We start from the raw sequence: 23,042 nt of genomic DNA on the forward strand, positions 1-23,042 counted from the left end.
ATTTCAGCCTGATCACTTCTCAGTAAGACAAAATAAAAATATTATTTCCGATTCGCGTAAGAATCATTGTGTAGCCACACCCTGCAAAAACCTCCATAAATCCAGTATATGAATCATGGAGAGATTTTACAGTCTGAAAACAGCAGCCGATAAGTTAGACATTTCGATACGGACGTTACGCAGAATTATCGAAAACGAAGATATTGAAGTCTATTAGGTCGGTAACAGACTCAGGCTGTCAGAGTCTCAATTAAAATCCATGATCAAGCCGCAAAAGTCGGCTAAGACCATCGTGGATGAAATATTGAATGCATAAATCCATGGAGGGTGTATGGCTACGATACGGAAGGTAAAGGGAAGAAAAAAAGAAACATACGAACTTGATTACTATAATCAGAATGGAAAACGCGTTCGGAAGATGCTTTACGTTGACGAGAAGACTGCTGAACGCATTCGGAAAGAAATGGAACTTCGCGTTGAAAGGATTAAACTTGGTATTGAGAAATCACCAATGGAATCACCCTATTTCAAATTATTCATTCCCGAATACTTAAAATACAAGGAAGGTGTTGTATCATATGGAACTGTAAAACGAGAAAAATTCACTCTTCATAGATTCCTGAAGTTTTTGGGTAATAAGCGGCTTTCAGAAATTTCGATTAAGACTATTGATGACTATTCCGTTCAAATGCGAAAAGAATTAAGTGAAGCAACCGTCGGAATTGAATTACGTCATTTAAAGGCAGCACTTAATACAGCCAAACGATGGGAATACATTGCAAAAAACCCTCTTGTAGGATATAAAATTCCTGATGGCGCACCGCAGCATATTAGAGTATTATCTAAAGATGAGATATCAAAATTATTCTCAGTTGTCGATGATACTGAAATGGAAGATGTTTTGCGTATCTATCTCTCAACCGGAGCAAGACGTGCCGAACTTCTTAAGCCTAAGTTTAGATGGGACAACGTCGATTTTAAAAATAATAGGATTAGATTGCAGACCTTGGGCGATAAGTGAGCCATCAACAATTAAGCTGGTTGCTAATTGGAACTTAACCGTGACGCCAGATTCTATATTCAGAGTAATACCGTTTTGGACTGTAATAGAATTCTGAACAATATAAGGACTTCCAGCTATCCAGCCATGAGATGAATCAACAAAACAAACATCATCAAAATGCAGTGTGTAACCAGTTGATACCTTATTCCAGGTTAATCCCCCATCCATGGTTTTTAAAACCAACCCCTCATCACCAACTATCCAACCAATTAATCTATCTAAAAAAATAAGATCTCGTAATTTAAATGAAACCCCACTTTCTTGCGTTATCCAAGTTTGACCACCATCACTGGTCTTTTTTATGAGTCCGCCTCTGCCAATTCCCCACCCGACCTCATTGTCGACAAAGTGAAGTTTAAGAATTTCAAATGGTAAATCCGAAATTTGTTTAAACCACGAAGCCCCCCCATCTGTGGTCTTTGCAATAAATAAATCTTTATTAGATGGAAAATTCGTACCAGCAACCCAACCGGTTTCTGCATCGACAAAATCAACAGTATTTAACCGATCAATGCCAGGAGCGAAAATGTTTACTGTTTTATTTTCCCAATTCCGGCCACCATCGATACTATGATTTAAACTTGACCATATTTCTTGCTGATTAATAAAAAAAGCGGATTTGTACCTCTTGGTGGATACCATTTCCCAATTTGTCCCACCATCTGTTGTTTTGTAAATTCCACGGTTCATCCAATCGTCGGCCAACACAATGCATGTATCAGGACTAAACGGGTATACAATACCCGTCATGGCACTTGGCGTTTCTAACCAGCTTAAGCCGCCATCTTCTGTTCGCATTACTCTTACCAACTGGTAATCTGAATTTTCTAAACCGCTCGCCCAACCATACGTTGTATCCACTAAACTGAATTTGGTATATGCGGCAAGTGTGGAGTCACGTGTCCAGGATTGACCTCCATCAAGTGTTTTGAAGGCAAAACTTTGCCATCCCCCTATCCAGCCTCGATTGGCATCCCTGAAAGAGAGTTTAAGGTCGTATTCCCTATCATGGATGGATTGATCTTGTGCTTGCTCGGTCCAGGTATCACCACCGTCACTGGTATACCACAAATTAGAATTTCCAATAACCCAGCCAATTTTAGAATCAATAAATTGTATGTCGTGTCCTCTGTATGGAGAATCTTGAAATACTTGTTGCCAGGTGAGCCCGCCATCTTTCGTTCTATAAATACCATATTTCCTGTCGTTGAACTGATGGCTTCCGAGGCCAAAACCAGTATTTTCACTAACGAAATATATATTTGCAAATATTACATCTGTTGGAATACGTTCCCAGGATTCACCACCATTGGTTGTTTTGTAAATATTGGCAGACCTCGGTATGAAAAATCCAGTCAACTTGTTTACAAAAAGTATTTGATTGATACCATCCCCCTGCGGTTTGGGATTGAGCCATTCCCAAACTTGACTTAAACCAGGTGAAACAGAACATAATATAGTTGCAAAAAATATTGACGAGCTTAATAGTAGTTTTATCAATTTACTTTTCCAAATTCTCCTTTTTCATTAAATCGAAAAATATACTTTAAGTTTCCCGATTGAAAAACAATTAAGGTACAGAGTATCTTTTATTATTTTTATTACTAATTAATTACGTTAATGTCCATCAGGAAAACCCTGAAAAATGGGTTCGAAAACCCTTAACCTGGCATCAGGAAATGGATGATTATATTAGCTATTTCCCCTGAACTATTGTAAAAGGAATGCCTATTGCGCAAAATAATTAGCCATGAACTGTTAAACCAATCACACGTTGAACTTGCAATTTACCCATCGTCTTTTCCCCAAAGTCCTGTTCAAATATCTCAGTGGTAAATTTATTCATAGCCTATTCATTCACATCTTAGTACTTGCTTCCAGTAAGAAAAGCAAATATATTCAATAAATTTAAATGATCATTTATCAAAATAACAGGAAATAAAATTGGCTCGCCTGCACGAATATCAAGGGAAAGAATTACTAAAACAACACAAAATCTCTACTCCCCATGGCAGATTGGCAAACAGTATAGATGAGGTCGAAGAGATACTCACTGAAATAGGATTTCCCGCAGTTTTAAAGGCCCAGGTATGGTCTACAAAACGGGCGAAAATGGGAGGAATTCAATTTGCTGATACTTTGGAAAGTGCGTTAGAAAGTGCAGAAAAACTGTTCAAATTAAAGGTGAGTCATTTCCAGGTTGATTCTGTTCTCGTCGAAGAGAAATTGGACATTCTATCTGAGTATTATTGCGGCCTTATTATCGATGATTCAAAAAAACAACCGGTGATGATCTTCAGCAGCGTGGGGGGTAGCGGGATCGAAGAAATTGCACAAGAACATCCTGACAAAGTCAGCTCTATAGGTATCGATCCGGCTGAAGGATTTCGCAATCATCATGCTCGTAATTTGGTTCGCAAAACTGGTATATCCGGAAAACTGCAATCCCAACTTGCAGATATTCTAACCAAGTTGTACATAGTTGCGAAGAAATATGAGGCCAGATCAGCCGAAATTAATCCTATCGTCTTAACCAAAGATAACCGGCTGATGGCTGTCGATTGTCGCATTACTGTCGATGATTATGCAGTTTTTCGCCATCCGGAATTAGGCATCGAGATTGCCCGGGAGTTTGACCGTCCGCCTTCCAAACTAGATCATATTGCTTATGATGTTGAAAAAAACGACTATCGCGGCACATTTTATTTTATTCAATTGGAGCGAGAATTTGAAAAAAGTCAAAGGTATATAGGATTCCATGGCGCAGGTGGTGGTGGATCGATGATGTCAATGGATGCGGTACTAAAGTGCGGTTTTAAGATCGCAAATTTTACCGACACCAGCGGTAACCCACCCGCTTCGAAGGTCTATCGGGCTGCAAAAATTATCTTAGCTCAAAAAAATATCATAGCCTATTTTGGCTCCGGATCAGGCGTGGCCAGTCAGGAGCAATTTCACTCCGCCCGTGGATTGGTAAAAGCTTTTCGGGAAGAAAATTTAGCCATTCCAACCGTCATCCGTTTAGGAGGCAACCAGGAAGACCTGGCCGTTGAAATTCTGGAAAATTATACACAAGATCTGCCGGCGCCCGTGGAAGGTTACAAGAAAGATGATTCAGCTGATTTCTGCGCTGAAAGGTTGAAGACGCTTGTGGATGAATTTGATTATTCTAAAGACAGCCGAAAGAAATCAACAGTAAAAAGAGATTTTTCGGAACCCTATCGTTTTGAAACGTTAACGGGTGAGATTACTTACGACCATGCATTATGTATGAATTGTGATTCAAAAGCATGTATTACCGCGTGCGGACCGCAAATTTTGAAATTAGAAAACAACAAACCTGTTTTAGCAATTACTACTGAGGAAGCAAAAAAAGGGAAGTGTACCGAATGCCTTGCATGCGAAATTGAATGTGAATTTCATGGTAATAAAGGTGCATATATTTCACTTCCGATTAAAGGACTTGATGGAGCTTAATAGGAATATCCACTGGATATCAATGAGATGGCAATATTAATAGATCAAACTAACAAGGTTATTGTGCAGGGGATTACGGGCCGCGAAGGCATGGCTCGTACCGAGCTGATGATGGGATATGGCACACAAGTTATTGCCGGTGTGACTCCCGGAAAAGGAGGAATGGAGGTTCTGGGAGTGGCAGTTTATGATACTGTCGATGAATGTGTGGAGAAATTCGGACAGGTTGATATCAGCGTCATTTTTGTTCCAGCTCCCCTGGTGAAAGATGCGGCTATTGAAGCTTTTGATGCCGGCATTAAATTTATTGTCATTGTTCCGGATCGGGTACCAATTTGGGATGTCCTGGAAATCGCGAGTAAAGCCAAACAAACGGGGGGAAGATTTGTTGGCCCCAATACCCTGGGTTTATTAAGTCCAGGGAAAGCAGTGCTTGGGATGATTGGAGGACGCGCAGAGTCAGCCAGGAAATGGTTCAAACAGGGGTCTGTTGGCATTTCATCTCGCAGCGGAGGAATCACCTCATCCATAGCCTATTATTTAAGCCAGGCCGGGGTTGGACTTAGCACGATCGTCCATGTAGGTGGTGATGCCATTGTTGGCACTCCTCATCCTGATGTCATGCAGCTATTTGAAGAGGACCCGGAAACTGAAGCTGTAGTACTGTTTGGTGAAATAGGTACATCTCAAGAGGAGCAAGTTGCCGATCTCATCGAGGCTGGTAAATTTACAAAGCCTTTGGTCGCTTTTATTGGCGGCAAAGCCGCAAAAGAGGGCACGCGTTTTTCGCACGCTGGTGCAATTATTGAAGGTGGCCGGGGTACGTATGAAGGAAAAGTACGCAGGCTTCGAGAAGTGGGTGTAACCATAGTAGAATCTTTCAATGATATCCCCGAAGCAACAACTGAAGTCTTACGAAAAATCCATTCAAACTAAATAAGATAGAGAAATGCGATGGAAGAAAATAAGTGGCAGACAAAAATAACGAAGATTGAACCGAATCGGATTCAGATTCGTGGTTACTCGGTTGATGAATTAATGGGAAAGGTTTCATTTTCCCAGGCTATTTACCTGGTCATCAAAGGAGATTTACCCTCAAAAGAAATAGGCCAGCTTATGGATGCCATATTGGTTTCCTCAATCGATCATGGTGTTACACCGCCTTCAACGATAGCAGCTTTAACTGCTGCTTCAACCGGGGCATCGCTAAATGCTGCATTGGCTGCGGGTATTTTATCCATCAACAAACATCATGGCGGCGCTGTGGAAGGCTGCATGAAGTTTTTATATGAAATCAAAAGCTGCCTGACTGACAAGGGACTCAACACAGAATCAGCTACCATTGAGATCATCACAAGTTATCGGGAAAATAAAAAGAGAATTCCAGGTTTTGGGCATCGATTGCATACGGAAGATCCACGCAGTGTGGCGCTTTTTAATTTATCAGACTCCTTGCATTTGTCCGGGCAATTTGTTAAAATTGCACGTTGTGCTGAAGTAAGTCTACCGGAAATTGTTAATCGGAAACTACCTTTAAATGTGGATGGTGCAATTGCGGCGCTATTATGCGAGCTTGAATTTCCAATAGAGTTGGCAAACGCCTTTTTTATTATGGCACGAGTACCTGGTTTAATATCACATATCTATGAAGAGCAGTCCCAACAAAGACCCATGAGACATATCAATTCAAAAGAAAGTGAATATAGCGGGCCGGAAAACTTAAAAATATAGCAACTGTTCAGACTGTCAAACAGGCGGAACAGTTGCAACAGAAAATTCTTATTCCAATATGAGGTTAACATGTCAGAAAACATCCTTGCAATGATTCCGGAATTTAATGAAATACGTGATCCGCAACTTCGAGAAAAATCCATTGCCGTGTGGCAAGAAGCCATGGAATATCGCAATTGGACCACTGAGGAAATAACTTCCATTCCATTTACATTACTGGTGGATAATGTAAAAATTACGTATTTAGAGCATGTCCGAACAGTCTGCAAAATGTGTATTGCTTGTGATAAAATCCTGACCGAAGCTTATGCAGAGCGGAAAACTCCTGTAAATCGTGACTATTTAATTGCCGGCGCACTGTTAGCGGATGTGGGGAAATTATATGAATATGAAAAAAAAGATGGAAAAGTCGTCAAAAGTCATCATGGAAAATATTTAAGACATCCATTTACCGGGGTGGCTTTGGGGTTCAAGCATGGCTTACCGGAAGAGGTTTTACACCTTGCTGCGGTTCATTCCAAAGAAGGGGAGGACTTTAAAAGATCGCCGGAGGCCATCATTTTACACCATGCTGATTTTATTGATTTTGAATTAGTTAAGTGATTGATTTAGATTAGACTATCAGAGTTGAAATGAACCTATAAATACGGAGCCATTGAAAAACGATGTATAAAATTGCAGTTCTTCCCGGAGACGGTGTCGGCAAAGAGGTAATGGAGGCGGCATTACTTGTTTTAAATAAAATGAATTTCGAAGCAGAATATAAATATGGAGATATTGGCTGGAAGTTTTGGTGCAAAGAAGGGTGTCCATTACCGGACCGGACTATTCAATTGCTAAAAGAGACGGACGTCTGTTTGTTTGGAGCCATTACTTCCAAACCAAAAGAAGAAGCCCAGATGGAGCTTATTCCGGAATTACAGGACAAAGGGCTGGTTTATAGCAGCCCAATTGTGGGACTCAGGCAACTGTTTAACCTGCACACCAATTTACGGCCCTGTAAAGCGTTTGCGGGTAATCCTTTGAATTATCGTGACGGTATTGACCTGGTCGTATTCAGAGAAAATACCGAAGATCTTTATGTTGGAATCGAATATCATCCACTGCCTGCGGAATTAATGGAAGTTTTAAATACGACACACCCTAAAATGAAAAGGTTTGCCGACGTTCCATTAGAAGATATTGCCATTTCTTTGAGACTGTTGACTCGAAAAGGATGTCAAAGTATCGCCCGGCAAGCATTTAATTATGCAAAAAAACATGGTTACAAGACAGTAACAGTCGTAGAAAAACCAAATGTGGTGCGCGAAACCAGCGGATTGATGGTGCGCGAAACCCGCAAGATTGCGAAAGATTTTCCCGGCATTGATTTGTGGGAGGCAAATATCGATGCGATGACAATGTGGCTGGTTAAGAATCCGCAGGATTATGGTATTCTGTTATCTACCAACATGTTCGGCGATATCATATCCGATCTCAGCGCTCAACTTGTGGGTGGGTTAGGATTTGCCAGCAGCGGAAATATTGGCGATAACTATGCCGTGTTTGAACCGACTCATGGCTCGGCACCCAAATACGCAGGTCAGTATAAAGTCAATCCTATGGCAATGTTACTGACAACTAAGTTGATGTTTGATTACCTGGGTGAAAAGCAACACGCTGAGGTATTGGAAAAAGCGATCGGCAGAGTGATTCAGGAAGGTAAAGTTAGAACTTATGATATGGGCGGTAACAACAGTACAATGGAAGTCGCTGAAGCAGTAGCTAATTATTTGTAGTAGCACCCTGAGCGATCAGTAGAGTGATTCGGGAAGTGAAGTTAGAACTTATGATATGGGCGGTGACAATACCACAATGGAGGTCGCTGAAGCAGTAGCTAATTATTTGTAGTAGCACCCTGAGCGATCAGTAGAGTGATTCGGAAAGGTGAAGTTAGAACTTATGATATGGGCGGTGACAACAGCACAATGGAGTTCGCTGAAGCTAGTAGCTAATTATTTGTAGTAGCACCCTGAGCGGAGTCGAAGGGTGTTGATGCGAAAAAGGTAAGGGTTATCAATGGACACAATTTCAAGAAAATGGGCTCAATTCACAACGAAATTACAATATGAAGATTTGCCGAAAAATGTAGTCGATGAAGTAAAGCGATTCTTATTTGATACCATTGGTTGTGCTTTGGGCGGTTACAAAGTTGAAGATGCTGAAATATTTATCGAAGTGCTAAAAGAATCAGGGGGAACGCCGGAAGCCACTGTCATTGGTTCCGGAGATAAGACTTCGGCGTTCAATGCCACCTTAGCCAATAGCTTAATGGTTCGGGCAATGGATTATAACGATATTTACTGGAAAGAAGACCCGAGCCATCCGAGTGATATTATTCCGGCGGCCTTGTCTCCCGGTGAAGTTCAAAAATCTACCGGCAAAGAAATCATAACAGCCATCGTCCTGGCTTATGAATTTGAGCAGCGATTATGCGAATTTGCAAAACCGGGCATTCGGGAAAGAAAATGGCACCATGCAACCCTTACGCAATTTGTTTCACCGCTGGTTGCCGGTCGAATTTATGGACTTTCTGAAAATCAAATTGTCAATGCGATTGGCATTTCGGCGTGTCACAATTTTACTCCGGGCGTCGTTGCTGCCGGCCATCTCACAATGATGAAAAATACGGTGGATCCCCTGGCGGTACAATCCGGTGTTTTGGCTGCCCAATTAGCAGCAAAAGGCTACGTTGGTCCGGAAGCGATCTTTGAAGGCAAGGAAGGTTTTGTCGATACTTTCGGCGGTGAATTCGATCTGGATATTTTGGTCGATGGCCTGGGTAACAGCTATCGAATTCTTGAATGTTCCATGAAAGCCTTTCCTGTCGAAGCATTGTCACATGCCCCGATTTCCGCAACTTTATCCTTGATGCGGGATAATCAATTGCAGCATTCGGACGTCGAAAAAGTAATTGTCAAAGTAACCCATCGTGCCAAGGACATCCTTGCCGATCCGACAAAATACAATCCAACCAGCAAGGAAACAGCCGACCACAGTCTGCCATATGTGATCTCCGCAGCGGTGGTTTCGGGTAAAATTACGCCGGAAGAATTTAGTAAAGCCAAAATTATGGATCCGGATATTCGTGCTATGCTGCCCAAAATTGAGGTTGTAGCTGATGAGAAAATCGAGAGTGTATTCCCTCGTTTAAAAGCGGCGGATGTTGAAATTCAACTCAAGAATGGCAAATCATTTACCAAATGGATTGATTATCCAAAAGGCGACTACCGAGCGCCCATGTCCGAAGAAGAACTATTGACCAAATTTCACAGCCTGGCTGATCCGGTTATGACGAGAAATTGCCAGGAAAAGATTGGCGAAATGATCTGGAATTTAGAAACTGTGCCGGATATTGGCCAGTTGATGACAAATCTTAAATCTGATGTAGCTGAATAAAAAGCACGTTAAATATACAACGGATACTCCGGACATATTATTTGAAAATATAAATTTCGGGCATTAAATTCTATTTTAAACGATTGATTATTTATTAACCTTTGAATACAATCGAACTTTTGCGATCTCGCCAATGAGACGGCTGTGAACCGAATAAATATTGTGGCTTACCCGAATGGTGCTGCTGGGACCAACTTTGATCTCCATGTTTTTACGGCAATCCAGACGAGAATTGGGTAAACGATGCAAAACAGTCAATTCCTCTTCAATCGGTCTCTTCATCGCTCAGATTGCGATATGAAAAAGATGAAGATGCAACCTATTTCGGCAATAGCAAGCCCTCAGAGTCGAAAAAACGTCTGGCAGACATTGCGCAAAACATGTACGAGCTCATCTGCCAATTCAAAGGCCATACAGCCGTCAACTCACTGTATAGCTATAGATAGTTTTTCTATTTTTAAAATCTGCAAATATCATGAATGAATAAAATAACCAGATTAATAATTAGGAGAGACTTTCGATAACGACGTAGATTCTCTGATTCTTGGTTTATGCTTAGATCTGTCACCTTATCGATTGAAATATTTTATACAAATATAGAAATTAAGCTAAATACAAAAACACTTATTAAGATTTATTTACTCTTTTTTCCCCGGCCTTAGGCCTCGGTGGTGTGATCATGATATGTGCCCGGTAAGTGCCGGCATCCATCAGCCAGGGCATACCCGGTCCGGTAGGTTTGGTAGAGAGACCAGTTGTCTCGGTTGTTGCAAAAGGGATATAAACCACAGAGCGGGGGAATGCATCATTTACTTTACCTGCAACTGGATCATATTTTCCATTCTTTCCGGAAAGGACATAAAGCGTAGAGGGTCCTGCAGGCATTTTTAGAGTACCTTCCTTTACTTCAGTCCCACGGATTTTGAGTATTTCTTTGGAACCTTTACCTTCGGCCCTGAGCTCTCGTCCCCGTGCCATCAAAGGTTCAAGCGCTTTGTGGTAGCAGGCAACACTAAAACCATCACGATTGGGATCGTCGGCTAGGCAAATCATTTCGTTGGTGCCTTGGCGTAGCGTGACCAGCTTTCCATCAGAATTATAACCCAGCACCATGGCCCCATCGCGAGATGCTTCCGGGGCCGCCATAACTGCAGCGCCAATCTGAAGTTCAGGGGATGGAACCTGGGCATATGAGACAATTGTAAATAAACATAAAAACAAGGTGAGTGTATTTATTTTTTTCATAGTGATCTCCTTTTATAATAATGTAATCAATTCAATATTTAAGGACAAGTCATAAATTGTAATTGTATTAATTTTCTTTTCGGTAAGAAAAAATTACAAAAAACAAATCCCCCCAAAAAATCAATTCTAAGGCCAAGGTTTCCAAATCGCAAACCGGATTCAATGCACGAATTGATGTCATTCAGATGTAATCAATTGCAGCCTATGTAAGTTGTTGTTTTTTAAATAGATCCCGTCAAGACGGGAGGATATATTTTGGATTTTTGGACTTCCACAAGAAACCATTCTAATCCATGACTAAAATATCCTTTTCACATAACCTTATTAAGTCTGTGCATCAATGACAAAAACAAAACCTTCTTACTGTTTCAAATAAAATAGTCCATTTAATTTATTATTTTGAAATCCTTTTTCACTTGTTAATCCTGTCAAGAAATTCTTAAAGGATAGTAAGTAACTATTAAGTGCCATAACATCGTGGCACTTGTCAAGTAACAAATAAAAGCCCCTGTTGCAGGAAGCATACAGGGACTTGAGTTTACATGGCTCCCCTATAATTGAACAATTGAATAATCAGATTGGTTTGTTAATCTGAGGTTACAACATATTTAGAGAAATGAGGTATTTTTACGTTTTGAACATTAACATATCCGGTTAAAATATTTACGGTCACTGCTTCGTTCTCCATTTCTTCCCATTGACCACTTTCCGGATTATCATAGTAAACCCTGATTGCATTCGGATTAATACCTTCCAGATTCAAACCCATAGCATAAATATTCAAAATAGCCGGTTGGCCAAAAGTTAATCCAGCCGGGGTAAAATGTAACTCTAAACTAACATCATCGAGAACTAAAGTAATTTCCGTATCTTCACTAATCGTATTTGGTAATACTTCAAAAGAAATATTGGCATACACCAAACCTTCATCGTCAAGTGTATGATTCAATACCAGTATCCCACCTTCATCGGCTGAAATTGCCTGGGATACTGTAATAGTTTTTTTTAGGGATGGTTTGACGTTTTTGAATTTTAATATTTTGATTTTCTTTAAGGCCTTATCCTCATTTGGGACTACGGGTAACTTTTCCATGGAACAAGAGCTGATAAATAGTATCATCCCAACAAATATCCCGACGTTTAAAATCCCACCAAAATTTTTAATTCTTTCATTCATATTATAATCTCCTTCATTGGGTTTATGTTAATATCAAATTTATAGCTTCATCTTTTAGTTCTAGCAGTTCGCCAAGCAACAGCAGTAAACTGGTTTTATCAAGGGATAACATATCCGCGATTACTTGCTTGATTTCTTCTTGCTTTTTCGGGTTCATTACGTTCATGGTTAGAATAGAAAAGAGATTACTCAAAATTACAATACGAATAAATGGTTTGGCCGAGTTTTGGCTTTCGGAAAGTGAGTCAATATCATGTAGTGAGTGATACAAACAGACATCTTTAATTCGTTGCGGTAGTCTCCATCGATCACATAAAAGGCCACCTAAATAAGCGCTTGAAGGCAATGAATATTCTGCTTCAGCTTCACTAAACAGGCAGCCATTCATTTCAGCCAGCTTACTTATCGCTTTATAATGGTCGGGAAAGAATTTTAGGTAAACTAACTTACCAATATCATGCAATAAGCCTAATGTCCAAACTTCACCGGGATCCAGAAATGGTTCGTACTTAAGAGCCAGGTTTTTTGCGCAAAGTGCTGTATGAAGAGAATGTGACCAAACCTGGTTAAACAAGTCTTCTTCACCGTCAGCCAGGCCATTCATAATCGAAATGTTAAGGACGATCCTGTGAATTTCGTTAATGCCCAAATATGAAAGAGCCATTTTTACCTTGGTTACTTCAAAAGGCAAGCTATAATAAGCCGAATTTACAATTTTTGTAACTTGTGCAGTTAAGGCTGTGTCTTTTTGGATCAATTCAGTAATTTCCGTAAAGTCACCTTCCCCGGAATTGATGAGCTTTTGAATTTTTATCAAAATTGTCGGTAAAGCTGGTAAAGAGCAATGTTTATATAAAAAAGTCTTTGGATCTATATTTATTGGAGGAAGCATATTTAGTCTCAAAGGTTTAATATAAACTAATGTCCAATTTTAAGCCTTAATCTGCATTCTGGTGTTTATTATTTTCGGAATTACGAATTGTCAATTCAAAGTTGATATTATTTGTTTTTGGTTAAAATTATTTAGTACTGTACTCAAATAAGTTATTTATATAGTTAATGTCGCTTATTGATGACAAATGGTCACAAAAAACAAGATTATATTTTGATTAAATAATATAAACCAAACCTTATTTTTTTTACTTTAAAGCATAAAATATTCAAGTAATGGCGATTTTGTAAGAGTTTTGAGTTAAAACGCGATATATTATTACTGGTCGAAACTAAAAACGCTATTCAATGAAAAAGAAAAATGAAAAGAAACTAGCTGATCTGTTAATAAAAGCCCAGTCAGGAAATCGTGAATCACTTCAAATGTTATGCAAAGAATTAGAGGGATTTATACGTGGTTATTTTAGGCTAAAATTTAAAAATGATGAGATCGTAAATGACCTTTGTCAAGAAACTTATATAAGGTTTCTTAAAAGTATTTTGTTGGTCAGAGACAGAATGAAATTAAAAAGTTTTGTTGCAAAAGTAGCGTTGCACGTAATGCAAGACTATTTAAGACAGAAATATCGGTTAAGGGAAGAAAGTCTGGAAACGTCTTCTAAATCTAATGAAGAACAAGGAAAAATAAAGACGGAAGTTTTGCAACTTCTTACTGATGATTTCGATGGCCAGAGTATATTGAATAATATCGATTTATATAGAGCTTTCGATCAATTGTCTGAAAAATCAAGGAACATTTTGATGTTAAGGACCAAAGGACTTGACTATAAAGAGATATCTGCTAAGACCGGACTTTCGATTAGCGGCGTTAAGATGCAAATGAAAAGAAGCATAGAGCAATTAAGGTTAATTCTATTCTAAGTGACCTTTTATTTCATTAATTCGACTCTATATCTAGAACTTAATTCATCGAAAAATTAATGAAAAAAAAGAAAGGGTTGAAATGGATAATTGTTCGTGCGTATATGAAAAAGTAATATTCTTTAATGAGGTTAATGAAAATGAACGACAGAAAATTAAAAATCATGCGGATAATTGTAGTTCGTGTCATAAGGTTTTGCAACAAGTGGGAATAATTATGACTTCTTTGGATAGAGACATTAATCAACATTCCGTTGATGACGAACTTCTTCTTCGTTATAGTATCTATTTATCAGCGCCAAAAGAAGCGGATTACGACGGGAGAAAATTAACTCAATCCGAAATTGCGAATATTCGAGATCATATTGCCGGCTGCGGCGCATGCAGGAATAACGTGGAACAGTATTGTCAAGATTTTCAAGAAATTGAAGAATACTGGGAGAGAGAAAAACTTCCATCTTTGATGCTTAATCCTAAATTATTATTTGAAACTCTCAATCAAAGAATGGCTGGATTTCTGAAAAAAGTTGCTAACTATAACCCGTTTATTTTCAAACCGAGATTCTTTCCTATTGCACTTGGGACATCAGTTCTTGTAATCCTATTATGGGTTGGACCATTTTTTCGAGGGGATCAGATTCTGTACAATCAGTTAACATCTTTGGATGAGGTTTCGTTATTAACACGAAGTAGCTTGCCCGATCCTTTGAGTGAGGCCCTGTCTGCTTTTCATGAATCCAACTATAATCAATCAATTCAGGATTTGGAGAGCTTTATCTCTAGCAACACATCAGGCCCTTCGCTGTTCTATGCCCATTATGTATTGGGAATCTGTTATCTTTATGAAGCGCAAAGCGATTTTTTAGGGCGATTTCGAATATTTAATGCTATGTTAATTAACAAAGGAATTCAAAATTTTGAACGTGCCAGTGTTTTATCCGGGAATCCTGGAATTGAAGAGGATTGCCTTTGGTATATCGCGAAAGCTTTTATAATGAAAAAAGAAGAAGAGAAGGCTATACAAACCTTTGAAAGTATAATTCGTTTTGAAGGTAGGAGATTTAAAGAAGCCAAGGAAGCTTTGAATAGTATTGCCAGTTTGATGAATATTCGATAAGCATTACAAACCATCTTTGCTGCAATTTTATGACAAAAGTAAAACGATTGAGAGCAGCATTTTTGGGGATGATTAACGGGTTAATTTTCTTGACCTTGTCTATGCAAGGGTCTGCCTTTTCACAGGTAAACAGTTCCGGTCAAACTTATTATTTGAATGCTCTAAAAATGGTAGGGGAAGGAGATTATGACGGTGCTATATCCCGGTTTAAACAAATAATCCAAAAATCGCCTGATTTTTCCGAAGGCTTCCGGAAACTGGTAGAAACTTATATTTTTACAAATGAATATGAATCAGCACAGGTTTACTTTGAAAAATTACTCCACGAAGGTATCAACCAACCTGCTGTTCTTTATAGTCTGGCTCGAATTGATTTTGCCAAGAAAAACTATGATGGAGCAATTCAAAAGTTAAAAGAAGTTGTCAAACTAGATCCCAAATTTGCTGATGCGTATAGTTACAGAGGAGGACTACCGGAAGTTTATAATGCAAACAATGATTTGGATACTGCCATGGGATTTTTTTCCGAGATGGTCCAAAAAGATCCGGAAAATGCATGTGCCTATTATGGTCTCGCTCGAACCCATCTGAAAAGGTACGAGTGGGATGCCGCATTAGAATTGCTGTCCAAGGCAATCGAGCTTGATCCGGAATTTACTATCGCCTACCATTCTATAATTAATATTTATTTTTCCACGAGTAGGTATAATAAGACGCTCGAATTTAGTAAGGAACTCCAATCAATTGCCGAAAGGGTAAATGACCTTGAAATGTTATCCTATTCAACCATGATGATCGGCACTACTTATTTTCTGACAGGTGACTATTTGAATGCTTTGTATTACTTAAATGAAGCATTAAAAAAAGCTAAAAACATCGGAGACAAACGGCGAGAAGGAAACTGTATCAATAACATCGCCGCTGTTTACGCAATGTCGGGAAACTATCAAAAATCCACAGAATATTTTAAAAGGGCATTATTCTTATCCCAAAAAATCGGAAATAATTCAACTGTTGTTCGAGCACTTGTTAACATCGGCAATGTTTACAAGGATCAAGGCAGTTTTGATCAAGCGCTTGAATACTACAATAAAGCTTTGGAAATGTCTAAAATGAACACATTAAAATATTTAGAAAGTGCAACCCTTTCCAGCATGGCTGAAGCATACCAGGAAAAAAAACAATTTATAAAGGCCCTGGCTTTTCAGAATTATGCGCTTGAAATCGCTAAAGAAATTGAAGAAAAATCACAAGAAGGTTATATACTAAAAAGTCTTGGGAAGCTTCACATGGACTTAGGGAAATTTCATGACGCCTCAAAATATCTGAAGGAGGCACTTGCGATTGGTGAATCGATTCAGGATGTTCAAACCATTTGGGAATCGCAAGCCGGATTAGGTTCTTGCTTCGCCAAACAGGGGAATATACAACAGGCAATCACATACTACGCAAACGCAATTTCAATCTATGACTCAGTTAGGAGTAATCTTAACATTGAATCACTTGGTAATAACTTTCTGGAAGACAAATATGAAGCCTACCCCGCTATTGTTCAGCTTCTTGCCCAGAACGGAAAATATGATGAAGCATTTGTTTATGTAAATAAATATAAGGCCAAAGCTGTATTAGATGTTCTTTTTCAGGGTCAGAATTATTTATCCGAATTGTTGCCTGAAAATATAAGAATTCAATTGAATGAAATTACCGCCAATCTTGAGGCCATGCACAATGAGCTTTCACAAGAATTGTCTATGTCCGAGAAAGATAATGAAAAGGTCCTCACATTGGATCAACAAATAACTGGTTTGGAGATCAGAAAAGCTGCTATTGTTGAAGATTTAAAAAGACAACACCCACAATACTATCAGCTAACCTCACAAAAAGTCCTGACAATCAAAGACATCCAGGAAAGAATTTTAGGAAAAGGACAAGCTCTGTTGCAATACATCGTCGGACCGGAAGAATTGTCGCTGTTTGTTGTAACTTCTGACACCTTCAATTATACTCAAGTACCGGTTAGTCGGGATAGCATCCATTCTATTTTAGCAGAATTGAGTCCTATTTTTAGCGATAAAGCAAGAAAAGACCGATTTCAGATTCTTAATCCACAAATTGCTGACTTTAGCATTTCTCCAGCTTATCGTCTGTTTGAAATTCTCATCAAACCCGTAGAATCTTGGCTTCAAAATACAAAGGAATTAATCGTCGCGCCTGATGACATCTTGTACTATTTACCCTTTGAAATGTTGGTCTATGATACTACCAAATCAGAAACTGAATACGATTTAGAGAATGCCAAGTTTCTGTTGGAGAAATATGAAATTTCTTATGTGACGACCCCTGATCAGGTTGATAAAAGCCTGCAAAAAACAAGAAAGCCAAATAAGGGAATATTAGCTTTTGGTAATCCGGATTTTGATTCTGAGGAAGATTTGGAAATGGTGCTTGTAACGTCGGAAATGTCATCTACACAGGGTATTATGAGAGGAGAAAAACTGGCAAAGCTGCCAAATTCTGAGGTAGAAGTAAGAGAAATTGGCAAGGCTTTTGGAGGGACAGGAAACAAAATTCTGGTTGGAAATGAAGCCACAGAAGAATATCTCAAAGATCATGCCGCAGATTACAGAATTCTTCATTTTGCCACACATTTCCTCATCAATGATGACCAACCGCTATATTCCAAAATTGTGTTGGCTCAGAATAGCAAGTCGAAAGAAGATGGTTACTTGCAAACATATGAAGTCTTTAACATGAAATTGAATGCTGATTTAGTGGTCTTGAGTGCATGCAACACAGGATTGGGTAAAATAAGAAAAGGGGAGGGAGTGATTGGCATTTCCAGGGCTTTTTTATATGCAGGTGTACCAAGTCTCCTGGCCAGTTTATGGAGTGTGGATGACCAATCAACTGCAATAATTATGAAGAGCTTTTACAAGTATTTACAATCTGGCTCCAATAAAAGGCAGGCACTTAGCCTTGCTAAACTCGATTATTTCAAGTCCGCCAAAGGGATAAAGAAAGATCCGTTTTATTGGGCGCCTTTTATCTTAATGGGAGATTGGACTTCTATAGATATGGAAACGAAGGCCGACAAACCAATCGGTATGATGATTCTATTGGGATTTTTTGTTACGATTACAGTATTGTGGCTTTACAGAATCAGAAAACGCGTTTCTAATAACTAATTTGGATATTTTGTACAGAGAGATAACTGCATTCTTTTCCTTCTTAATTGACTAATATCTCTTTCCATAAGGTGCTTGATATTGGGAGTATGTTCAATTTCGTAATTTGTCCAATGCTGGTCTTTTAGCCTTTTCGAAAAATTGTTAAAATAGGGATCTTAATCATAATCAAAATAATATTTTTGATAACCAATTTAATATGATTCTGCGTTCGAGACGTTCGTGCAATCGGAAATCGGTCGATCGCAGAATGATAATATTTTCCTAAGATTCTTTGAGTTAATCGGTTAATAAGTAAACCAATTTATCAATAGTAAGATCATGAGAAGTTGAATTTTGTACTTCCGAAGTTATTTACAGTGGTCCCTTCCTCAGCATGGACTGTTACACTGCCCAGAACCCAGTTACATTCAAATTTGACATCATTACTAGTATTTAAGTATTTATATTAAAGTAAATATACCACCATATAAAAAAGTAAAAATCTACTATTATTATTAACTGTCAGCATTTTTAGGACGACACCGAGTCTGGAGGCTAGAGACTCGTAGCTGGGTGTTTGATGCTGGATGCTAGATACTAAAGATGACTGGATGCATTAATTAAGAAAAGGACGCGGTATGAATATCTGGTGTCAGTAGCGCTTGTGTCACTAACACTGGTTTCACTATCACAAGTTTAAAAGTGGCTCATTGACACTGCCTACTGGCTGGTTTGATGACCGGATCATTCTCTTTGCTGGAAATCGATATAGACGCCGCGAGGATGAGCTGCCGTTCAGTTTCGGACCCTCGGGCTGCGAGTTCAGTACATCAGCGACCATCCGGGGATTGTTAACTCTTCTATTTTCTCTAACAATTCTTTGGCATTATAAGGCTTGGTGAAGTACGCATTTGCACCAACTTGCTTTCCGATTTCTTTATCACTGCTTTGACTTTTTGCTGTAAGCATAATAATTGGAATTGACGCATACTCTTCATCGAATTTCAATAATCTACAGACAGAAAATCCATCAATATTCGGCAACATCACATCTAACAAAATCAGATCCGGTCTTAAACTTTTTGCCAAGTTGCAACCTGTTTCACCATTAGCAGCGGTATAGACTTCGTAACCGGCATATTCTAATTTCTTTTTAAGAGCGAATAATGTTTCTTCCACATCTTCTACAATCAAGATTCTTTTCTTTTTCATAATACGATCTCTATAGTCATTATTTTTTACAAGCATTACTTCTTCTATTGTTGTTATCCCTTTAACACACTTTAATAGTCAGTCTTGTTTTAAGGACTTCATACCTCCGTTGATGGCTACGATTCTTAGTGTTCAGCCGATGTATTTGCCGTGATTAACTTCTTCATTTTATCGTCAATTTTCAGGATTTCAAAAGAAGAATTAAATTTTCTAGAACCCCTGCTTTGAATTGACCCAATTGATACGGATTTGAAACCACAGTATTCTTATACTATCCGCGAATTGCTGTCGCATAACGACAGTGATGTAGCACACAAAATAGATAAAAGCGGTCGTTGGAACAAAATTCATTCAATCAGTTTCGACAATTAGGACCCCAGGATACCCCGAAAAATTTTTATAAAATTATCCTCTAAATAAGAAATTTAAAATATGACAAACTTGTAAAAAGTCGACAACATTTTTGTGGACACAATATTAATGTGGTTAAGTCAAGGGTGAAATGTCAATATATTGTATGTCCTTCTAATCTTTCGACTTTTTACAAGTTCGTCATGATTAGAAATCCCGTCCAGCACTTTACTCGAAATCGATGATCAGCAAAAAACATTAGAAATTCAAGACTAATATTTACAAGTACATAAAAAACCCCGCCTGAATAACAGGCGGGGTTAATTCTTATTGGAGCTTCCGAAGCCAGTGCTAACAAGCTTCCTCGGAGGCTCCTATTATACAGTGACTACAAATAGGACCACCTCCTTTCTTCAGGGCATTCATAATCGCTCAGAATTACTTCCCTGGTTAAGTACCCGAGCAAGAGTTTAATTAATACATGCAATATAAATAATAAAGGTCGCAAAATCAATAAATAATTTGTTAGGTTTATTTAGTTTTCCTTACCTTGATAATAATTCTTAGATAATTCAGGCCAATGAAGTTACTGGAGTTTTCGAAATGAAATCTAATAGCCTTTTGCAATACCCTCACCTCTTGGATCGGCGCCTCCGGTAAATCGAATCGGTTTGCCATTCTCATATTCAATAGCAAGTCCATGAGCATTTCCCAATCCTTTTACAACTTGGATATTATGTCCTAATTTAATAAGTTGATCCCGGGTTGATTCTGCAATTCCTTTCTCCACTACAATCCTATCAGGCTCAATAAAACTAATGCGAGAAGCTGCGATTGCTTGCTGGATATTCATATCAAATTCAATCATGTTTAACACCATTTGAGGAACAGTCTGGCCAATTGTATGTCCACCAGGGGTGCCAATAGCAACCCATGGTTTACCGTTTTTAATGATTAGCGTCGGACAATCACCGGAGAGTTTGTGACGTCCGGCATGAGCGTCCATAGGATTGCCTTTCGGTTCAAACGTGCAATATGCTAAAGAATTATTCAGCCAGATACCAGTGCCTTTCGGCATGATTCTACTGCCAAAGGAATTACCTAAAGTTTGAGTTGCACTTACGATATTTCCCCATTTATCTGCAACAACAAAATGGGTTGTATTGATACCTTCTTTTGCAAATTCGGTAGGAGGAACGAATTGTTTTGCCTCATCAGGCGAAATAGCTGAAATCTGCTGGCTCCAATATTCATTCGATAAAAGTGTTTCAAGGGGTGGAGGGTTTTTTTCAGGGTCGCCAGCATACCGAAGCCGACACCAAAAAGCGTGTTTCGTTACTTCAGCAAACCTGTGAAGATATTCGGAGCTATTATGACCCACTGCCTGGTTATCATATAAACTCATCATTCCCAATCGAATTAGTGACGGAAAAGCCGTTGATGGTGGTGAAGCGGTTATCACCTGATATTCATGATAATCAATCCGGATAGGTTCATACCATTCAGCCTCATTGCTCTTCATATCTTCGATTGAGAGAAATCCTCCGGCTTTTCGCATGGCTGCATCAATAGCTTGTCCGATCTCTCCGCCATGAACAACTTTTGCTCCCTGTTTTGCAATTTTCCGAAAAGAATCGGCGAGGTCTTTTTGGATGAGCAACTCTCCAGCACTTAAAGGAGCATCGTCTTTACCATAAAATTCTTTTGCATGATCAGGAAAACTTGGATACGCGCTTTGGATTAACCTGGCTGTCCGGTCATTTAGAATCACGCCATTTTCGGCAGTCTTTATTGCTGTCTCAAATAGTTCTTCCCAGTCCATGGACCCAAAACGTTTCCACATAGACTCCCAGGCAATTACATTTCCCGGAGTGGAAACTGCCTTTGCTCCCCGTCTATTTTCTTTATAATTCGGCGTTGGAGCACGATAGACATCTGAGTCTACGTTTTTTGGAATTCGTCCGCTACAATTCAAAAACAGAGCTTGTTGCTTTTCGGCGTCATAAACTAGTACAGTCCCATAACCGCCAATTCCGGACATCATAGGCTCTACAACATTGAGCATCGCTGCGATAGAAACAGCCGCATCGAAAGCATTTCCACCGGCTTTTAAGATATCAAGACCCGCTTTGGTTGCCAATGGATGTGCCGAACTAACCATTCCATGGGTTCCAATGGCCGGTGCCGTATCAGAATTTTGAGTTGAATAAGTTGTACTATTGCGATCACAAGAAGTGCTAAAAACCAATATTTGAAGAAATAGAAAGAGAACTATTCGTCTCATGAGCATCTCCTTTCCGTAGTTAAATTCTTAAATCTGTAATTGACATCTTAATCCTGGATAATAATAAATCCTTCATATCTAAAACTGATGACCATAAAATCAAGCCATCTTACAGGTTGATCTTTTACCATCAGTATTGCCGTTGCATCGCTAACCCCCATCTTTACGCGTAAAAAGGCCATCACTTATCATTCAGACTACGAAGATACTGTAGCATGGAAAGTGCCTCTTCCTCTTGCTCAATGCCACCCTTCTCTAAGCTCAGGAGATCATGCTCAACTTTTTGAAACATCATGAGCATTGCAGATTTATTGTTTTTCTGAGTGTCCATTTCATCAATTGTCTTTCGGATATCTTCAAGAGCTTTCATTCTTAGTGTCATACTGTTAATTATTTCCTGCATTTCCTCAACCGACTCCCCAAAATTTAGCAGTTCAGGTACAGACCAAGCGATAGCAGTAGCCGTATATCGTATTTTGTAGTTTGTATCTTGTATGGAAATGCCTCAGAAAATTAAGTCTTTCGCCGATCTTAACGCATGGAAAGAAGGACATAAGCTCGTTTTAACGATTTATAAAACAACAGATCAATTCTCTCAAAAAGAAGTTTTTGGACTTAGGGACTTTTGTCGTACACCTATGGAAACCTGGCTCATTGCTTTGATAAAAATTTTATTACCTTCGGATTGTTTGGAGATAGCTCAACGAATAGAAAAAGCATGCAATTCTTATTTTTAAATTAAGGATAGACCTAAAACAAATATTCAAGAACCATGAAAGAAAGATATTTCAATTTAACGCACACCTCGTTTTTAGTATTAGCAGTCATATTTTTTTTCCCATGCTGCCAAAATCAGTCTTCTTTTGACATTTCAGAACAGGACCGACTCCTTTTTGAGTCAGCTCAAAAAAATGCCGTACTGGCCAATGAAGGATTTATCAGGTGTGAAAACTTCGTGAACGGCTGGC

At 38.9% G+C, this 23,042-nt stretch carries 18 protein-coding genes; 10 read left to right on the plus strand and 8 right to left on the minus strand.

Translation table 11 applies throughout. The annotated features are described in order from the left end of the window. Positions 1-331 precede the first annotated feature (331 nt). Positions 332-1,021, plus strand: coding sequence for a phage integrase SAM-like domain-containing protein (locus IIC38_13435; protein ID MCH8126944.1), 690 nt, complete (start codon positions 332-334; stop codon positions 1,019-1,021). Here IIC38_13435 and IIC38_13440 read toward each other — a convergent pair. Beyond that, positions 917-2,563, minus strand: a complete 1,647-nt coding sequence (locus tag IIC38_13440) for a hypothetical protein (GenBank protein MCH8126945.1) — start codon at positions 2,561-2,563, stop codon at positions 917-919. The two genes, IIC38_13435 and IIC38_13440, sit on opposite strands and share 105 nt — an antisense overlap. 444 nt (positions 2,564-3,007) lie before the next feature. Between IIC38_13440 and IIC38_13445 the strand changes: the two genes are divergently transcribed. The 6 genes from IIC38_13445 (at position 3,008) to IIC38_13470 (ending at position 9,709) form a co-directional block, all read left to right on the plus strand. After that, entirely contained in the window at positions 3,008-4,540 is a 1,533-nt protein-coding gene (locus IIC38_13445; GenBank protein ID MCH8126946.1) for an acetate--CoA ligase family protein, read from the plus strand. Positions 4,541-4,567: 27 nt separating this feature from the next. Continuing rightward, the gene (locus tag IIC38_13450) at positions 4,568-5,476 is read left to right on the plus strand and encodes a CoA-binding protein (protein ID MCH8126947.1); all 909 of its coding nucleotides are present in this window, start codon (positions 4,568-4,570) and stop codon (positions 5,474-5,476) included. A gap of 18 nt (positions 5,477-5,494) precedes the next feature. Continuing rightward, positions 5,495-6,271 (plus strand): citryl-CoA lyase, encoded by a 777-nt coding sequence (locus tag IIC38_13455; protein ID MCH8126948.1) that lies wholly within the window; start codon positions 5,495-5,497, stop codon positions 6,269-6,271. A gap of 69 nt (positions 6,272-6,340) precedes the next feature. Then, positions 6,341-6,874 (plus strand): HD domain-containing protein, encoded by a 534-nt coding sequence (locus tag IIC38_13460; protein ID MCH8126949.1) that lies wholly within the window; start codon positions 6,341-6,343, stop codon positions 6,872-6,874. Between the two features lie 62 nt (positions 6,875-6,936). Beyond that, positions 6,937-8,049: an isocitrate/isopropylmalate dehydrogenase family protein gene (locus IIC38_13465; protein ID MCH8126950.1), complete on the plus strand. Its 1,113-nt coding sequence runs from the start codon at positions 6,937-6,939 to the stop codon at positions 8,047-8,049. Positions 8,050-8,329: 280 nt separating this feature from the next. After that, positions 8,330-9,709: an MmgE/PrpD family protein gene (locus IIC38_13470; protein MCH8126951.1), complete on the plus strand. Its 1,380-nt coding sequence runs from the start codon at positions 8,330-8,332 to the stop codon at positions 9,707-9,709. A gap of 87 nt (positions 9,710-9,796) precedes the next feature. On the opposite strand, the gene IIC38_13475 is transcribed toward IIC38_13470, so the two are convergent. The 4 genes from IIC38_13475 to IIC38_13490 form a co-directional block, all read right to left on the minus strand. Then, positions 9,797-9,991, minus strand: coding sequence for a hypothetical protein (locus tag IIC38_13475; GenBank protein ID MCH8126952.1), 195 nt, complete (start codon positions 9,989-9,991; stop codon positions 9,797-9,799). A gap of 345 nt (positions 9,992-10,336) precedes the next feature. After that, on the minus strand, positions 10,337-10,954 hold the full coding sequence (locus IIC38_13480; protein ID MCH8126953.1) for a hypothetical protein: 618 nt from the start codon (positions 10,952-10,954) through the stop codon (positions 10,337-10,339). Positions 10,955-11,540: 586 nt separating this feature from the next. Further along, positions 11,541-12,131: a hypothetical protein gene (locus tag IIC38_13485; protein MCH8126954.1), complete on the minus strand. Its 591-nt coding sequence runs from the start codon at positions 12,129-12,131 to the stop codon at positions 11,541-11,543. Positions 12,132-12,153: 22 nt separating this feature from the next. Beyond that, complete coding sequence (locus IIC38_13490) at positions 12,154-13,023, minus strand: HDOD domain-containing protein (protein ID MCH8126955.1); 870 nt, start codon at positions 13,021-13,023, stop codon at positions 12,154-12,156. A 347-nt stretch (positions 13,024-13,370) separates the two neighbouring features. Between IIC38_13490 and IIC38_13495 the strand changes: the two genes are divergently transcribed. The 3 genes from IIC38_13495 (at position 13,371) to IIC38_13505 (ending at position 18,245) form a co-directional block, all read left to right on the plus strand. Then, entirely contained in the window at positions 13,371-13,943 is a 573-nt protein-coding gene (locus IIC38_13495) for a sigma-70 family RNA polymerase sigma factor (GenBank protein MCH8126956.1), read from the plus strand. 217 nt (positions 13,944-14,160) lie between these two features. Beyond that, a complete protein-coding gene (locus tag IIC38_13500; GenBank protein MCH8126957.1) occupies positions 14,161-15,060 on the plus strand; it encodes a hypothetical protein in 900 nt (299 codons plus the stop codon). Between the two features lie 29 nt (positions 15,061-15,089). Beyond that, the gene (locus IIC38_13505; GenBank protein ID MCH8126958.1) at positions 15,090-18,245 is read left to right on the plus strand and encodes a CHAT domain-containing protein; all 3,156 of its coding nucleotides are present in this window, start codon (positions 15,090-15,092) and stop codon (positions 18,243-18,245) included. 804 nt (positions 18,246-19,049) lie between these two features. On the opposite strand, the gene IIC38_13510 is transcribed toward IIC38_13505, so the two are convergent. From IIC38_13510 to IIC38_13520, 3 genes are all read right to left on the minus strand, one after another. Then, positions 19,050-19,439, minus strand: a complete 390-nt coding sequence (locus IIC38_13510; protein ID MCH8126959.1) for a response regulator — start codon at positions 19,437-19,439, stop codon at positions 19,050-19,052. Between the two features lie 961 nt (positions 19,440-20,400). Beyond that, entirely contained in the window at positions 20,401-22,074 is a 1,674-nt protein-coding gene (gene ggt, locus IIC38_13515) for a gamma-glutamyltransferase (GenBank protein MCH8126960.1), read from the minus strand. A 181-nt stretch (positions 22,075-22,255) separates the two neighbouring features. Next, positions 22,256-22,456: a hypothetical protein gene (locus IIC38_13520; GenBank protein MCH8126961.1), complete on the minus strand. Its 201-nt coding sequence runs from the start codon at positions 22,454-22,456 to the stop codon at positions 22,256-22,258. Positions 22,457-23,042: the final 586 nt, after the last annotated feature.

It is taken from the genome of candidate division KSB1 bacterium, from assembly GCA_022566355.1.
In the GTDB taxonomy this organism is placed as follows: domain Bacteria; phylum Zhuqueibacterota; class JdFR-76; order JdFR-76; family DREG01; genus JADFJB01.

Bases quoted from the DNA above. Each gene is read 5' to 3' on its own strand.
- IIC38_13470 (MCH8126951.1), top strand. From the start codon at position 8,330: ATGGACACAATTTCAAGAAAATGGGCTCAATTCACAACGAAATTACAA.
- IIC38_13505 (MCH8126958.1), top strand. From the start codon at position 15,090: ATGACAAAAGTAAAACGATTGAGAGCAGCATTTTTGGGGATGATTAAC.
- IIC38_13460 (MCH8126949.1), top strand. From the start codon at position 6,341: ATGTCAGAAAACATCCTTGCAATGATTCCGGAATTTAATGAAATACGT.
- IIC38_13500 (MCH8126957.1), top strand. From the start codon at position 14,161: ATGACTTCTTTGGATAGAGACATTAATCAACATTCCGTTGATGACGAA.
- ggt (MCH8126960.1), bottom strand. From the start codon at position 22,074: ATGAGACGAATAGTTCTCTTTCTATTTCTTCAAATATTGGTTTTTAGC.
- IIC38_13480 (MCH8126953.1), bottom strand. From the start codon at position 10,954: ATGAAAAAAATAAATACACTCACCTTGTTTTTATGTTTATTTACAATT.
- IIC38_13475 (MCH8126952.1), bottom strand. From the start codon at position 9,991: ATGAAGAGACCGATTGAAGAGGAATTGACTGTTTTGCATCGTTTACCC.
- IIC38_13520 (MCH8126961.1), bottom strand. From the start codon at position 22,456: ATGACACTAAGAATGAAAGCTCTTGAAGATATCCGAAAGACAATTGAT.
- IIC38_13490 (MCH8126955.1), bottom strand. From the start codon at position 13,023: ATGCTTCCTCCAATAAATATAGATCCAAAGACTTTTTTATATAAACAT.
- IIC38_13485 (MCH8126954.1), bottom strand. From the start codon at position 12,131: ATGAATGAAAGAATTAAAAATTTTGGTGGGATTTTAAACGTCGGGATA.
- IIC38_13510 (MCH8126959.1), bottom strand. From the start codon at position 19,439: ATGAAAAAGAAAAGAATCTTGATTGTAGAAGATGTGGAAGAAACATTA.
- IIC38_13455 (MCH8126948.1), top strand. From the start codon at position 5,495: ATGGAAGAAAATAAGTGGCAGACAAAAATAACGAAGATTGAACCGAAT.
- IIC38_13495 (MCH8126956.1), top strand. From the start codon at position 13,371: ATGAAAAAGAAAAATGAAAAGAAACTAGCTGATCTGTTAATAAAAGCC.
- IIC38_13435 (MCH8126944.1), top strand. From the start codon at position 332: ATGGCTACGATACGGAAGGTAAAGGGAAGAAAAAAAGAAACATACGAA.
- IIC38_13465 (MCH8126950.1), top strand. From the start codon at position 6,937: ATGTATAAAATTGCAGTTCTTCCCGGAGACGGTGTCGGCAAAGAGGTA.
- IIC38_13450 (MCH8126947.1), top strand. From the start codon at position 4,568: ATGGCAATATTAATAGATCAAACTAACAAGGTTATTGTGCAGGGGATT.